At 65.3% G+C, this 14598-nt stretch carries 13 protein-coding genes; 1 reads left to right on the top strand and 12 read right to left on the bottom strand.

Features of this window, described 5'->3' with window-relative positions; genetic code table 11:
- Positions 1–67 precede the first annotated feature (67 nt).
- The 7 genes from qhpG to ACEN9Q_RS09060 all read right to left on the bottom strand — a co-directional run bounded on the left by qhpG (position 68) and on the right by ACEN9Q_RS09060 (position 9815).
- On the bottom strand, positions 68–1504 hold the full coding sequence (gene qhpG, locus ACEN9Q_RS09090) for a flavin-dependent monooxygenase QhpG (RefSeq protein ID WP_495628137.1): 1437 nt from the start codon (positions 1502–1504) through the stop codon (positions 68–70).
- Positions 1494–2855, bottom strand: a complete 1362-nt coding sequence (locus ACEN9Q_RS09085) for a radical SAM protein (protein ID WP_495628136.1) — start codon at positions 2853–2855, stop codon at positions 1494–1496. The genes qhpG and ACEN9Q_RS09085 overlap by 11 nt, the downstream gene beginning before the upstream one ends.
- On the bottom strand, positions 2852–3661 hold the full coding sequence (locus ACEN9Q_RS09080; protein WP_056445736.1) for a hypothetical protein: 810 nt from the start codon (positions 3659–3661) through the stop codon (positions 2852–2854). Before ACEN9Q_RS09080 ends, ACEN9Q_RS09085 begins: the two co-directional genes overlap by 4 nt.
- A complete protein-coding gene (locus ACEN9Q_RS09075; RefSeq protein ID WP_056445734.1) occupies positions 3654–5111 on the bottom strand; it encodes a hypothetical protein in 1458 nt (485 codons plus the stop codon). Before ACEN9Q_RS09075 ends, ACEN9Q_RS09080 begins: the two co-directional genes overlap by 8 nt.
- 10 nt (positions 5112–5121) lie before the next feature.
- On the bottom strand, positions 5122–6528 hold the full coding sequence (locus tag ACEN9Q_RS09070) for a ferritin-like domain-containing protein (RefSeq protein WP_495628135.1): 1407 nt from the start codon (positions 6526–6528) through the stop codon (positions 5122–5124).
- 66 nt (positions 6529–6594) lie between these two features.
- On the bottom strand, positions 6595–8607 hold the full coding sequence (locus ACEN9Q_RS09065) for a flavin monoamine oxidase family protein (RefSeq protein WP_495628134.1): 2013 nt from the start codon (positions 8605–8607) through the stop codon (positions 6595–6597).
- Positions 8604–9815, bottom strand: coding sequence for an FAD-dependent oxidoreductase (locus ACEN9Q_RS09060; protein WP_495628133.1), 1212 nt, complete (start codon positions 9813–9815; stop codon positions 8604–8606). The genes ACEN9Q_RS09065 and ACEN9Q_RS09060 overlap by 4 nt, the downstream gene beginning before the upstream one ends.
- A gap of 470 nt (positions 9816–10285) precedes the next feature.
- On the opposite strand from ACEN9Q_RS09060, the gene ACEN9Q_RS09055 reads away from it, so the two are divergent.
- Complete coding sequence (locus ACEN9Q_RS09055; protein ID WP_495628132.1) at positions 10286–10552, top strand: flagellar biosynthetic protein FliQ; 267 nt, start codon at positions 10286–10288, stop codon at positions 10550–10552.
- 169 nt (positions 10553–10721) lie between these two features.
- Here the strand turns inward: ACEN9Q_RS09055 and ACEN9Q_RS09050 are convergent, their stop codons facing one another.
- From ACEN9Q_RS09050 to ACEN9Q_RS09030, 5 genes are all read right to left on the bottom strand, one after another.
- Positions 10722–11363, bottom strand: coding sequence for a hypothetical protein (locus ACEN9Q_RS09050; protein WP_495628131.1), 642 nt, complete (start codon positions 11361–11363; stop codon positions 10722–10724).
- A gap of 286 nt (positions 11364–11649) precedes the next feature.
- Positions 11650–12225 (bottom strand): hypothetical protein, encoded by a 576-nt coding sequence (locus ACEN9Q_RS09045; RefSeq protein ID WP_495628130.1) that lies wholly within the window; start codon positions 12223–12225, stop codon positions 11650–11652.
- Positions 12207–13304, bottom strand: coding sequence for a hypothetical protein (locus ACEN9Q_RS09040; RefSeq protein ID WP_495628129.1), 1098 nt, complete (start codon positions 13302–13304; stop codon positions 12207–12209). The genes ACEN9Q_RS09045 and ACEN9Q_RS09040 overlap by 19 nt, the downstream gene beginning before the upstream one ends.
- Positions 13305–13783: 479 nt before the next feature.
- Entirely contained in the window at positions 13784–14185 is a 402-nt protein-coding gene (locus tag ACEN9Q_RS09035; RefSeq protein WP_495628128.1) for a hypothetical protein, read from the bottom strand.
- Positions 14186–14190: 5 nt separating this feature from the next.
- A complete protein-coding gene (locus tag ACEN9Q_RS09030) occupies positions 14191–14511 on the bottom strand; it encodes a hypothetical protein (protein ID WP_495628127.1) in 321 nt (106 codons plus the stop codon).
- Positions 14512–14598 lie beyond the last annotated feature (87 nt).

Raw genomic sequence — 14598 nt, 5'->3', positions numbered from 1 at the left:
TCGCAACACGTTTATGTCGTCCGCGTGGAAAACGATGGCCGCCATTCTTTCGGGGCCGGCTACCCGATCATCCGGCCGCGCGCACCAGCCGCTGTTCGCACAGCCAGGCGGCGATGCGCGCCGCGCGCGCCGGCGGCATCCGGTACGACCACAGCTCGACCGCCGTTTCCAGCCGCGGCACCGCGGCCAGCACGTCCAGCAACGGCACGATCTCGGCCCCCTCGACGAATGCCACCGGGCGCGGCAGGTTCGGGTGCGCGACGGCGCGCCGCAGCTGGACACGGTCGTCCACGACGCACGGCTCGTCGATGATATCGAGCGCGTCGCAGCGGCGCACCTCGCCCCGCAACAGCATCCCGGGTGCGGCGGCCGGCCCGGGCGCCGGGACGGGCGTACGCGCGACCAGCCGCGCCAATGCGGAGCCGCCCTTCGGCGTCATCACGAAATCCTCGCGCCGTGCGCGCCAGAACGGGCTGGCGTCGTCCGGCCACGCCATCCTGTAGTAGCGCTGGGCCCAGGCGCGATGCGTGGCGACCGACTCGGCCAGCCGGTGCTCGTAGAACGTGCGCGCCAGGTTCTCGTCGCCGGCGTCGGCGAGGACGGTATGCACCGCGACTGCCGCCTGCAGGGAAAAGCGCAGCGCCTTCTCGACGCCGCTGGACGACAGCGGATCGATACAGAACGCCGCGTCGCCCGTCCTGACGACACCCGGCTGCCAGGCCGCTTCGCTGAATGCCGGCGTCGCCGCGCACGCATGCACGGCACCGGGCCGCAACGCGCCGGCGGCGACCGCAAACAGGCGGCTGCGCGCGAGCTGCGCGGCGAGCCAGCGCTCGGCATCTCGTCCGCGCACGCTGGCCGGGTCGGCGAACGCCATGATCCGGAACCGCCCGTCGGGCCGGGCCGCGCCCCACAGCCAGCCGTCGGGACATGCCTCCACCAGGTGCGCGCACGGGCCCCGGTCGAGATCCGTCCACAGGGCCAGCAGCGGCGCGGCCGTCGGCGTGCGCATCGCGCCGCCGCTGTTGCGCCGCCCGGTGGCGTCGACCACGAAGCGCGCGCCGACGGTCTCGATGCCGTGCGCGGTTGCGAGCCGCACCTGCCAGGCGCCGGGCGCGCCGGACAGCCCGGCCATGGCCGCCGCCTGCAGGCACCGGCCGCCGCGCGCCGCGACGGCCCGGAACAAGACCTCGTCGAAGCTCGCCCGGTCCACCATGGCGTTGGCGCCCGCCGCCGCGCGCGGCGCCGGGTCGGCGTGCTCCCATACGAGCCAGGCGGGACCCGCCATGCGGGGCAAGGCATCGGCCTGCGCGCGGACGCCCAGCAGGTCGAGGATGCCGGCGATGCCGGGCGTGAGCGATTCGCCGATCTGCGCGCGGGGAAAGCGCGCACGCTCGACGAGGGTGACGCGATGACCCAGCTGGAGCAGCCGCAGCGCGCAGCAACTGCCCGCGGGCCCGGCGCCGAGGACCACGACGTCGGTGTCGCGCCGGCTAGTCGCCATGGGCTCCGGCCGCCCAGTCCGGCGCCAGCCGGCTCAGCCTGTCGTGTGCCTGCATCGTGTAGTGCAGCCAGCCGCGGATGTAGTCGCAGGCCGTGCGCCCGCGCGCCAGCACTTCGTGGTGGCAACCGCCGCCGCACAGGTAGCGCGCCCAGCAGTTGCTGCAGGGCTGCTGCGCGTGCACGTGCCGCTGCGCGAGCCAGATGGCCTGCCTGCCCCGGTCGATGCCGTCGGCCAGCGTGCCGAACTGCCCTTCCGCATCGCCGACGAAGCGATGGCAGGCCGACACGTCGCCGCTGGCCGACACGCCGAAATAGCCGGCACCGGCACCGCACGGATAGGGCCGATGCGTCCCGCGCTGCAGCTCGCGCAGCGCGTTGACCATGTTGAGGAACGGGTAGCGCTCGCCGCGCAGCACCCGCTCCTCGAACGCGAGGCCGCACGCGATCATCCCTTCGAGCATGTCCTCCATGCGCTCCGGGCCCAGCTCGTCCTCGCCGTTCGGCGCGCGCAGCAGCGGCGAAAAGCCGACGCTGTGAAACCCCGCGGCCACGAAGTAATCGAGGCTGTCCACGAGCCGCAGGTTGAACGGCGTGACCGTCACGCGGGCCGAGACCTGGGCCCGCCGCTGGATGGCGAGCAGCGGCGCCACCCGTTCCATGATGCGGTCGAACGAGCCCTTGCCGCTCTTGAACGGGCGCAGGCGGTCGTGCTGCTCGGGCAGCCCGTCCAGGCTCACCGTCACGGCGAATCCGCGCTGCTCGAAAAAGTCGGCGTCGTCCGGCCGCAGCAGCGTCCCGTTGGTGGTGATCGAAAAGCCGATGTCCACCTGGCGCGCCGCGGCCTCGCCCGCCGCATACGCGGTGGCGGCGCGCAGGACGGCGCGGTTGGTCAGCGGCTCGCCGCCCATGAACGCGAGATTGACCCGGCTGCCCGGCAGCGCCGACTCCAGCAGCCGGTCGACGGCCTGGCGCGCGACTTCCTCGCTCATCGCCGTGGCCGTGCCGCCGAAGCTGCCCTGCTGGGCATAGCAATAGGTGCACCCGAGATTGCACTTCTGGGCGATGGCCAGCGACAGCGCGTGCGGCGCCATCGGCGCCAGCGGCGTGTCGTCGATGGCGAGCGGCGCGTCCAGGCCGCTGGACGCGATCAGGGCGGCGATGCCCGCCTCGTCCATGCCGTCGAGGGCGGCGCGGAACGCATCGCCCTGCGCGGGCGCCAGGCGGTACAGGCGGCTGCCGTTCGCGACCAGCAGCTGGGCGCCGCCTGCGTGCTCGAGCAGGTGCAACTGGCGGCTGCGCGGCCGCGAGTCGCGCATGCTGCGCCTGGCCAGGATGCGGGCGGGTGCGGTCACGACGCGTCGGCGTCCTTGCCGCCGATGATGAAGTGGAGCTGCCGCTGCCAGTCCGCGAACAGGTCGTCGTAGGACAGCAGCCGGGGGTCGGTCCGGTTGTCCGGCACATAGGAACCGGTGCGCTCCTTCGACAACCACATGTCGCCCCGGCTCTGGCCGTCGGCGGTCGGCTCGACGTTCACGTAGTCGGGACGGCTGGCGGCCCAGTAGTAGCAGGCGCATTCGCGGTAGTCGTTCTGCCACGGCGCGCACAGGCCCTGCGTCAGCTCGCCGGGCTGCACGAGGCCGGCCGCGAATGCCGCGCTGTCGCCGTCGAAGAATCTGCGCAGGGTCATCGTGAGGACCAGCTGTTCCTTCTGCTCCGACGCGATCACTTCGGTGGCCGACGGCGCCGCCGTGAAGCTGCATTCGACCTGCTGCCCCTGCTTGTCGACGAGGCGCGCGATCGAGTTCGACCACTCCATGAACGAGACGGCGTTCGGGTTGGCCGTCGTGCCCAGCCGCTGGGAATCGCCGCCGGGACTGACCGGGCCCCTGGTCACGACCATCGTCGGCAGGCCGTCGATGGACAGCAGCCGGTGGCCCACCAGGTGCGCGTACTCCGGGGCCTCCGCGGCCACGACGTAGTTGTTGTTTTCGACCAGGACGATGCCCTCGATCGCGCGCCGCCAGACATTGCGGAAATCGAATTCCAGGCCCGGAAAGCAATTCGAGATCGCGGTGCGCGGCAGCACCGAATACGGATTGCCGGCCCCGCGGTAATGCAGCTGGGCCGCCATGTTCGCCGGTTTGATCTTGTCACTCATCGCTGCTGTCCTTCGCGTGCTGTTCACTATGCCGTCCCGAGACGGCGGGCGCGCCGAACATGGCGCGTGCCGCGGCCTTGACCACGATGTCGATCTGGCGCCGGGTCAGCGTCAGGCCGCGCCCGTCGGCACCGCGCATCAGCGCCGGCATCTTGCGGCGCGTTCCGTCGCTCAGGTCGCCGATCTCCTCGGGTCGCCGCAACGCTTCGGCGAACCATGGGGCGCCGCCGGCCGCCAGGGTGCTGAAGACGCGCTCGTGCAGGGCGCGCAGGGCCAGGTTGTCGACCAGCGCCGGCGCGGCGATCGGCGCGAAGTAGCGCGCAAAGTCGCCGGTGTCCTGGCGCACCATGGTGCTGGCCACGTCCTCGCGGCCGTTGACGCTGTTGCCGTTCATGACCGCCGTGTTCATGAGGCGGATCGTCTCCAGCGCGCGGCGCACGATCGCTTCCGCCTCGTCGAGCGAGACCTCGGCCTCGCGGACGCGCGGGCCGTAGAGGATCTGCTCCAGCTCGTCGGAAACGACGCGGATCGGCAGCGTGTCCGGCGCGAACGCGGGCGGGCCGGCGCCGATGGTCGCATGCGCGGCCAGCTCCGTGCCGTCGGGCCGGCGCATCACGACCCGCACGACACCGTCGCACTCGTCGTCGAGGTAGCCCCAGCTCACCCGCAGGGTCTTGTCCGGCGCGTTCGGGTCAGGCGTGTTGTAGCCGGCGAAGATCTGGGCCGGATTGGTGAGCGTCGGGCCGCCCTGGGCCTCTTCGTAGCCATGCCAGCGCCCCTTGTCCTTGTCGTACAGGACCAGCGCTTCGTCGTCGATGATGTGATCGGGTACCTGTTTGCCGGTGGCCGGATCGTGGCGCGTGCGGCTGGCGCCGTACACCTTGCCCGCGGCCGGCGTGAAGCGCAGCCGGATCTGCGGGAATGCCGGCGTCGGACGGATGAACTGCACCGTGCCGAGGGGCAGGCTGCGTCCCGGCAGGAAGTGGTCGCACGCGCCGTGCAGGGGCTGGCGCCGATGGTCCGTCAACGCCGGGAGGCGCGCGACGATCTTGTCGCCCGGGTCGCCGGTGCGCCGGAACAGCTTGATGTTGGCGACCTCGACCTCCCAGCGCAGCTGCGCCGGTTCGATCCCTTCGGCGGCCAGCAGGTCCAGCGTCAGGGGCACCAGTTCGTCGGGATGCGCGTCGGTCAGGGCAAACACTTCGAGGAACGGCGCCACCGGGCGGATCCAGCCGTCGGCGTCCTTGAAGGCGATCCGCTCGGGCACGTAGGCGCGGACGATCGCGCCGCTTTCGGGGTCGATCTCGAAGGATTCCTGCGGCACGATGGTACGAAAATCCAGCGGCCGGCCGGGCGGCACCTGGAGGTCGAATGCCTCGAGCGGCTGGGGCGAGGCGCCCAGCCGTCCGATCGCCAGCGGGGGAAGTATGCGGAGTTCGCGGATGGTCATCGGGTTTCCTTCAGTTGGCCTGGTCCCGGGCGGTGCGCCCGGCCAGGATGCGCAGCACCGTCGCGCGCAGCTGCGCGTCGCTGTCGGACAGCGCGGCCAAGAAATGGCGGCGCGCCGGCTCGGCGACCGCCTCCAGGGCGCCAACCAGGCTCGCGGCGGCGTCGAGCAGTTCGAGGTACAAGCGCCAGCGATTGCCTTCGCCTTCCGGCAAGTCGAGCGTGTACGGCATCTGGAACGGCGGCCCGGCGTTGCCGGCGGCCGGATTGGCCGGGTCCAGCGGCAGTTGCATCAGGAGGCCGGACAGGGCGCGCAGGTTGTACATTTCGCCGAACGTCGCGTTGATGACGGCGCCGCGCGGCGTGAATGCGGCGGTCGCGTCCGCACCGCCGTCGAGCAGGAAGCTGTGGTGCAGGAACGTGAGCAGCATGCGGTAGCGTACATTGTGCAGGCGCGCCCACAGGACGGCTTCGCGGTTCACGATCAGCGCGGCGCCTGCGTCCGCGCCGGCGGCGCCCGGCTGTTCCAGGTCCGGATCGAGCGACACGTACGGATTCGTGGCGACCGGCCGCGCCGGCGACCAGCCTTCCCGCTCCGCCGCCTTCATGCCTTCGTAGATCTTCAGGAACCGGCTGAAGTGGGACCGTTCGTCGTCCGCGTCGGGACCCGGCGCTTCGCCCTGCTCGGCCACCGCCTTGAGCGCGGCGACCGCATCGCCGCGCGAGGCCAGCGGCACGACGAGGACGTCAGGCGTGTTGCGCGCATGGTGCGGCGTGGTATTGCCGCGCTGCCCGGCCTGGTAGCCGCGCCCCCATTCGGCGAAGTCGGCCTGGTTGCGCAGGGTCTCGGGCTGGAACGCGCTTTCCGGCAGGCGCCCGATAAGCGGCATCAGCGCGCCGAACAGCTCGGACACCCGGTGCGGGCTTTGCACCTCCTGCTTGACCAGCTGCCCGATCTCGTCCGCCAGCGCGCCCTTCCAGTCCACCGCCGATTCCGCGTACACGTACTTGGCCACCGACTTCAGCGTGAGCGGCTCGAGCGCGAACGGGAACGGGTAGAACGGCACGTCCCACGGAAAATCCTCGCGCCCGAAATTGAGCGGCGCGCCGATCAGGCGCAGCGCGTTCTGCACCGTCACCAGGTGGCCCATCTCCTCCTTGGCGATGCCGAGGATGGTGTCCTGCCAGCCGCGCACGGTCTCGCGGTGGTGTTCCGGCACCTGCGGCCCGCCGAGCGAATACGCCGCGAACAGGTATTGCACCATCAGGCAATGCTCGATTTCCGCGTCCACGTGCAGCAGGAAGCTGACACGTTCGCGCAACGACAGCTCTTCCCCTTCCGGGACCGCCTCCAGCAAGGCCTTGTCCGATCGCGCCGCGCCGCCGGGGCGCAGGAAGCGTCGCATTTGTGCAGAACGCATGACTTCTCCAGTAGGTCGTTCAATGAGCAGGGCCGCGCAGCGCCCCGCAAGACATGGCCGTTTCGTTCAGGCGCCTTCGCCGCTGGCCGAGCAGATGAACGGGTAATGCTCGTTGTCGATCAGGGGCACGGCGCCGAAGAAATCGTTGAGCACCGACTCGGCCGTGCAGTAGGCGCCCTCGACCCAGGCCTGGTCGTTCGAATACGCTTCGCCGACGATGAAGATATTGGCGTCCTTGCCGGCGATGAGCTGCGACGGCTTGCGGATCTTCCGCTGCACGTCGCCGATGTCGTAATGCGCGGCCCAGGCGTGGTAGCCGGCATTGAACGGCGGCAGCGACCAGTCCATATAGCGCGCCTCGAGCGGCACGGGCACCGCCGACAGGTCGGCATTGGGGCCGAAGTGCACCTCGGCCAGTTGCCGCAGCAGCATCTTCATCATGCGGTCGGGCACCGGACTCGGTCCGGTCAGCGGCTGGGTATTGCGCGTCGTCGGCACTTGCCGCAGCTCGTTCGGGTTCAGCTCCAGCCCACTCCAGAAATCGGTGAACGCTTCGTCGTCGTACGAGGCCAGCAGGCCGTACACCGGCGCACCGTTGGGGTCCGTCGCATTGTTGCCGAAATAGACGACCTGGCGGATCGGCGTATCGGTGACGCTCGGCCCGATGGTCTGGCGGGCGGCGGCGGCCACGAGCTCGTTTTGCTGTTTCAGCGTCAGGCGCTCGCCCAGCAACTGCTCCACGTCGGCGACGAACGCATCGACGCTGGCATAGGGCGCGTTCAGCACGGGCGACGCGGCGATCGCGTCCAGATGGCCGGGCGCGAAATGCGCCGTCCGCAGCGCCTCGATCACGGCCGGCGTCACTTCGTAGCCGGCCAGTTGCGGCGCGTACGGCGTGGCGGCATCCAGCCACCATTCGCTGTCGAAGAACATGCCGATCTTGTACGAGGGCTGCAGGATGCTCGACTCCAGATACAGCTGCACCTTCTCGTCGTTCAGCACGTCGAGTCCGGCCGTCGATTCGTAGCGGGTGGCCCGCGCGACCAGTTCGAGCGCATGGCGCGGCATGGCGAGCCAGGCCGCGTCGCACACGTGGCTGCTGTGCTTCTTGTCCGGCGCTTCGCGCGTCGCGATGCCGTAGTGGATCGCACCGTCGACCTCGAGGATCGAGTGCAAGCGGTGGTTCGCCACGTAATCGAAATGCACGCCCTTCTCCTCCGCCAGCGCGAGGATGGCGTCGAACAGTGCCTGGAACATGCCGGAATAACCGGTCGTCAGCGTCTTGTAGGGCGTGCCCGGCGCGAACTCGTTGTTCGCGCCCACCGCCACCGCCGCGTTCCAGTTGATGACGTTCGACGTGTAGCCGTTGCCGTCCGCGGTATAGTCGAACCCTTCGGAACCCAGCTGGTCGTACATCAGATTCCAGTAGCCGACGTTTTTCAGCAGGTCGCCCTTTTCGAACGTGGACGTGGACGGCATGTCGGCGGTGATGCGGCCGTTCTGGTAGAACTGGTCCCACTGGCGGCGCGTGACCGGACCGGACTTCTTGGTCACGGCGATGTTCTCGACCACCGTGAAGCCGTTGTCCGGCGACGAGGCGGCCCCGTACTTGTTCACCGCATACGGCGCCGGCTGGGCCGACGTGATCCCGTCCAGGTACATGTTCCTGGTACGCAGGTAGAACAGCGGATTGGTCGATTCGTTGAAGGGCACCGCATACTTGTCCAGGCCAAGCTGCTCGACGACGGTCGTGACCAGCCGGTGGCCGGGCTGGGTCACGGTGTCCGAGTCCTTGCGGCTGCGGTCCCAGTACGAATACCGCATCCCGCCCAGTTCGACGTACGAGTTTTCCGAATCGTCGCGGTAGTGCCAGGTGCAGACGCGCGCGCCGGGTGCGCGCGTGCCGCCGTCGCCGGGCCGGAAGCGATAGTTGCCCCAGTCGTACAGGTGCAGCGTGTCGCCTTCTTCCAGCAGCTTCGACGGGCCGCTGCCCGGCGCGCTCTTGCCGCTCAACAGACGCCAGGCGGTGTACAAGCCGGCGGCGCCGGCACCGAAAATCGCGTAGGTCTTCGTGGTCATTGGTCGCTCTTCCTGCGTGAGGTGAAGTATTGGCTGCCGTTCGCAAAGTGGGAGATGTCGAAGCGCGTGTGGCCGTCCAGCGCCAGGTCGGCCAGGATGGCGCCGATCAGCGGCACGAATTTTCCCGCCCAGCCAGTGGTGCAGATGACGACGTTCCGGTGGTTCGGCACGGACGGCGGCGCGAAGTCGATCAGCAATTCCTTGTTGGCGATCTTGCTGAGCGCGACGAGGCACGTGGAGGTGTAGCAAGGCGTCGGTTCCAGCCCCGTCATGTGGCGCCCGACCCAGTCGGCCGTATAGTCCAGCTCCCGCGGATTGGGCACCGGCGTGCGCTGGTCGGGCGACGCCAGCGGCGCCATGACGAAGTCGGACGCGACGCGGACATAACCGGGATAGTTCCAGCTGACCTCGGGGAAGCCGTAGAACTGGTTGCCGTTGTCGCCGACCGGATTCTGGAACACGAACCACGTCGGGTAGCGGATGGCCGGATCGGTGATCCGGTAGAACGCGGAGGCCATGCTCCAGTACGTCGCGGCCACGCCGAAGTCGAGCAATGCGAACACGTCGTCGGCATACGGGCCCGGCGTCAGCACCAGTTTTTCGGCGACGAACACCCCTTGCGGCGTGGTGACTTCATACTTGCCGTGCACATGGCGGATCCGGGTGGCTGGCGCCTCCTGCCGCAATTCGACATACGGCGAATCGCGGTTCCAGTCGTACAGGGTTGTCTGGGTGGCCTTGAGGTCGATGCTGGCGCCGTCTTCCTGGAACAGGCCGACGTAGTTCTCCGGCAGGTTGCGGAAGTGGTACTGCTGCTCCAGCTCGGCCTGCGTCAGGGACACATAGGACACGTCCTGCTCGCGCAAGGCCGCCTCCGCCGCCTTGATATTGCCTTCGGTCGACTGCACCGCAGGATCGCCGAACCACAAGGTGCCGACCTTGTCCCGCAGCGGCACGGGCGTCAGCGCCTGCAGCTCATCCCAGTACGGCATGGACTGCTTGACCAGCTTGACCATGTACGCGTCCGGATAGGGAATCCGGAACTGGCGCGACACGCCGGCCGAGCTGCCCAGCTGGTTGATGTAAGTGAACTGTTCCAGCACGAGCGTGCGGACCTTGCGCTTGCTCAGGTGGTAGGCGCTCGACAGGCCGAGCGGTCCGCCTCCGATCACGATCACGTCGAAGTTGTTCGGGTCCGTTTCAGGCATCGCGATGGCGTCCTTCAGGTTGAGGTCTTGCTGCGGAATGTGACCAGAAGCTATTTACCCAACGAAATGGCTGGTAAGTCTGTCACAGTTTCCGGCGCAAAAAAACCGCCCATCGCTACTTCGGCAACATTTATTTTTTATCTACTCTTACTCTGATTTAGATCAATGTGGAGTTTCCAAAAATTGCAGGACGCGGCTTTTGTTTCATCCGCTTGTTGTAAAGACCGAAATAATCGTGCGTGGAAACAATTGGTGAGTTTTTGACAAATTTCTGTCTGTAGAATGCGGGCAAATGTCTTGTTTTGTATCAAACTTTATTATATTTAAGAAATTTAATTGATTCAGCGAACGCGGCACGATACGTCGAACGGCAGTGCAAACGCGCATCGCAATAATAACTAGACCAAACCCGGGCACGATCCGGAACCCTGAAAGAGCACGCCGCGTACCACGACGGCCTGGAGAGAAACATGAGTTCGGATGTCGCGCTGCATCTGCTGGCGCAATTGCTGTGGGGAGCAGTTGCCATCTGTGCCCCGGTACTTGCCTGCACCTTGATCGTCGGCCTCGCGGTGAGCGTGCTGCAAGTCGTCACGCAGGTCCAGGACATGTCGCTGACCTTCATCCCGAAACTGATCGCCACGGTCCTCGCGCTGACCCTGTTCGGCTCCTGGATGCTGCGCAGGCTGCTGCTGCTCGCCACCGACCTGATCGCGGGCATCCCCGGCTACTTCTGACGCCATGCGTGCCGATTTTTCCACAGTCTGGGTGACTGGGGTGCTGCCGTGCGCACTGCGCCTCGCGACGGTCCTCATGCTGGCGCCGTTCTGGCAGCCGCTCGGCCTGCCGGTGCGCTGTCGCTCGCATCGATCACGTTCAGAACCCTCTTTTTTGAGAAAATATCATTCATGTGCCGATGTGGTTCGGCAGAATATCCGCAGTCGCATGGGCGACGGCAGCCTCAACCCGGTTCCTTATGGGCTCGATAAATCCGACGAACTCCTGGCGATAGCGCGCGACGATGTCGGGGAAATCAGACCGCGCGCAAAGGGCCGCTGCAATGACGCCGTTGATCGCGTGATCTCGCCGATTCGCCATCCACGGCTTGCCAGGATCCCGATTCAACAAGCGTTCCACCGTTGCGAGATCCTGGCAGGAATCGAAAAACGAAAAGACGTGGTCTTCGAACAGACTCTTGATTTCGCTCGTCGCACGGTCTATCTCTTCCGGGGTCTGCACCTCGAATTTCAGGTCTCTTCCGAGGAAATAGACAGGTTTGAGCAGGACGGTAAACGAGTCGGCCCAGTACTGTGAGTCGAGCGGATACAAAGGATTCGCCTCGTCCTGGATCGCATCGACCCGCAGTCCGATATTCACCGAGAATGCGAACACAGGATCGTAATCCCGAAGCGGAGCGCCCACGTCTTGGAAACCGGACGCCGTCCGACGGATAAACCGGCAGTCGGATTCCCTTCCCTTGAAACCGGCTGGGACAAGAATTTTCGCTAGACCGTCGTATACCGCCTTATTGACCTCGACCTTGTTCATTATCTATTTATATTATATATTCAACGTTTCGTTTATTGACCAGATCGAAAATGGAAAGCAATGCTTATCGAACAATGCCTTTGTCTTACTCAAGATATGCGCGATATCTTTCAGACGAATAGACTTCGATTCTCCTGTTCTTGCTCGTGAAATACTCGGGTTGGCATTCACGGTCACCGGGTGTGCCCGGGACTGCGGGGGCGTACGCCAACACTGCGTCACGACATCCTCGATTACATCGAATCTCAAAGCGATGCCGAATTGAACAATGAATTTAGGCTTGTAGTCAAAAACGGCAAAGATAACTTGCTGCAAACCGAAGCCGGTGCCCCTTGAAACCGGAGTCACTTTTTCGAGCCCTTGAATCCCTCCAGAACCAGTATCTCGCCTCGTCCTTCGTAAACGCGGTATCGCCTTCTGTCAGGTTCATCACCAAATGGATACGATTATGGTCGGGCGTCCTTCCTGCACTGCACCATCGGATCCTGCTCGGCGCAGCCGTGCACGTGCGGCGCAGTTTGGCGTCCATGTCGCCGGGCGCGTTGCAGACGTAAGCGTAGGCGCGTCCGGTCCAATGGTAAACCTGGTTGCCACAGTAGCCCGGCCCACCAAGAATAAGGTCGCGATAGCCGTGCGTGGCTACGGCTCCCACGTCGAGAACGCCGATCAATTCGCCGAGCAGGGTCAACGTCCCGCCCACCTGTTGCAGCACCGTGTCCTTGAGCGGGAAATTGAAAAACACGTCTTCGTTCGGCGCGCACAAGGAATTGGCAGCGTTCGCTTGGGCGCTGGTCGCAAACCGTCCCAAGCACACCATGTCGATTATACAGACGAGATCCGGCACTATCTTTTGGTCAGCCATCGGAATCCGGATTTCCCTTCCGTATTCAAAAACGGCTGCATTGCCTCAGGCGAAACGAGCACGTTCTGCATGCATTCCGGATGAAACGTATTTCCCAGCAGGAACTCGACGCCGATTTCGCAAACGTGAACTCCGGCGACCGAAGATTCATCGTACACAGCGCGACACTCGCTACCTACATGAGCAACCTTCATCAGGTAACTCTTCAACTTCGCGGACAACACGCCCGTCCTGCGTATCACAGGAAGCGACAAATCGGCGCTACGCCCGGACGCGCCACCAAGCCAGCGCCACGGATCGATTTCGGCGCCGCTCACGACGTTCCAGGTACGAAATCCATTTTCGGCGCCAGCCGCTCCTTCGCCTGCGAAATCCCGGTGCAATTGGATTGTGACCAACCGGTCGTTCCATTCGATCGGCTCGGCGCTGACCGTGTCGAACACGTAGCGGCCCTGCGTCTTGACGAGTTCCCGCAACTGCTCGCGCAGCGCCCTGACATCGCCATCGCCACCCGGCAGTTCAGCACGGAGTTGCCGGTTGATCGCTGCGATGCCAGGCCCTTTATCGACCAACTCGATCAACTGGACGCCGGCAATCGAGATTGGCCGGTAGCGCTTTTGTCCGAAATACTTGATCGGCCCAATCGCAACCCGACTGGCTTCCCTTTCTAAAGGAAGGTTATACAAGTCACTACCGCAACCGTGACGTGCGCTCGTACCGGACAAACGACTCAGATGTACGGGTAAATCCCCGTGGCCATCGCTCCGGCGCCATACGCCGTTAAGCTGGGTATCGTCGATGGAGGTCAGTATCCAGCTTGCATCCGGGCCTTCGGTCCACTCGCCCTTACCGGCCTGCGGTGTGAGGGAAATCGGGCGCAAATATCGAGCATAGTAATAGCTTCCATGCGGCCTTTCGTTCTCACCACGCCGGTCGAAACACGCAACGATCTCATTATTACCGAGCGTTCCGGTCCAGAGGCCTTGCGGCGACGTCCCCAGTGGCGTCGCCGAACCCAAGCCGTGCAGTGCAGCGATAAAAACGATCAACAGTCGTGAAAAAATCCTTGGTTTGATCAAGTTCGTTATCTCCGATTGTTATCAGGTTAGAGGGAGCTGAGCTGGCGACCACAACAACGCTGTACGCAGCGCGGCTCGGGCGCGGCTTGATCTCGATCGAGCCCGGCCAGCACCTGTACCATCCGCCTGACGTCATGTGAGCGCCACGGATTGATTTCTTAAGATACTGTCCGCCCTTTTCATTTTTGAAGTTGGTCCAACTTCTGGGAGATCATTTCGAACTCCGAACCGACCGTCGCATTGCCGCGGCAAGAAAGACTCGTTTCCTTGCGGCCGACGACCACTTTCACCGCGGTATACCCTGCTTCGTCCGCTCCGAGTACGAATCCTCTACTGAATAGGCGACCTCTCCGATCTTGAAATCGAGAGAAATTAATACACGCGCCTGCTCCCCGGCGCGATACACCCTCGAATTTTGACACCGAATCCTCCATCTGTTCAGGGAAAACCAGTTCAAGCTCCTTTTGCGTACCGATCCTCTATTGGCGCCAGGATGCACGATGCAGCGGGTTTTCAGCCCCACGACAGCGCCGCTGCGGCAGACCAACACCAATCGCGATCCCTTGAGTTGGCACGAAAACAGGTCGTCTCGCCCTGCTTACAAAGCGTCGGAGGCACGGCGCGGGCCACCTGCCCCATACGACCAAGGAGCATCCGGTGATGGCGATGTTGTAGCTGCCATCCGGATTGCTGACGCCGCCCTCGGACACCGCGGCGATCCGGTACACGCCATCCTGCTCGACACACGAGAATGCCAGCGAGCCGCCGTCGCTCTGGGCGATCGACGCGAGGCGCAGGCTGTCGCCGTCATAGCGGTAATCGGTGCGGTACACCTGGCCGTCGGCCACACTGTTGTCTTCCGGGCTGAGATCGACGACCACGCCCGTCAGGCGGTCTGCGTCCCGTCGCGCGCCGTGCGGCGCAACGTGCTGCCGTAGCCGCCGAGTTCCCCCTCGGCCAGCTCGATGCGCCGCGCGTAAAGGCCGGTGCTGGCGTTGTCGGCGGCGTTGGCGTCCAGCTGGCCCTGGCTGTTATAGGTGCGCACGACGCCCAGGTCCAGGCCGTGGTCGAACAGTTGTTCGTCCTGCGTCTGCACGACGAGGTTCCCGGTGCTGCCGTTCACATACACCCGCTGGCCGTTGCGGCCCGCCTGTGCCTGCCCCGCCAGTCCGCGGTCGCCCAACACGCCCGCCAAACCCAGGTTCACTCCAAGACCCTGCCCGCCAGTAATCGCAACCATCGCCGCCATCCCTTGTGTAGACGCCTGCCGCAGCAGGCTTGTTGGTGTTGTTGG

It is taken from the genome of Massilia sp. Masssp93 (assembly GCF_059491295.1).
Note: the sequence above shows the minus strand (reverse complement) of the source record. Positions and strands in the feature narration are given on the sequence as shown.

Excerpts from the sequence above, each read along its gene's own strand:
- qhpG (WP_495628137.1), bottom strand. The coding sequence starts at position 1,504 with ATGGCGACTAGCCGGCGCGACACCGACGTCGTGGTCCTCGGCGCCGGG.
- ACEN9Q_RS09080 (WP_056445736.1), bottom strand. The coding sequence starts at position 3,661 with ATGAGTGACAAGATCAAACCGGCGAACATGGCGGCCCAGCTGCATTAC.
- ACEN9Q_RS09075 (WP_056445734.1), bottom strand. The coding sequence starts at position 5,111 with ATGACCATCCGCGAACTCCGCATACTTCCCCCGCTGGCGATCGGACGG.
- ACEN9Q_RS09070 (WP_495628135.1), bottom strand. The coding sequence starts at position 6,528 with ATGCGTTCTGCACAAATGCGACGCTTCCTGCGCCCCGGCGGCGCGGCG.
- ACEN9Q_RS09065 (WP_495628134.1), bottom strand. The coding sequence starts at position 8,607 with ATGACCACGAAGACCTACGCGATTTTCGGTGCCGGCGCCGCCGGCTTG.
- ACEN9Q_RS09060 (WP_495628133.1), bottom strand. The coding sequence starts at position 9,815 with ATGCCTGAAACGGACCCGAACAACTTCGACGTGATCGTGATCGGAGGC.
- ACEN9Q_RS09055 (WP_495628132.1), top strand. The coding sequence starts at position 10,286 with ATGAGTTCGGATGTCGCGCTGCATCTGCTGGCGCAATTGCTGTGGGGA.
- ACEN9Q_RS09050 (WP_495628131.1), bottom strand. The coding sequence starts at position 11,363 with ATGAACAAGGTCGAGGTCAATAAGGCGGTATACGACGGTCTAGCGAAA.
- ACEN9Q_RS09045 (WP_495628130.1), bottom strand. The coding sequence starts at position 12,225 with ATGGCTGACCAAAAGATAGTGCCGGATCTCGTCTGTATAATCGACATG.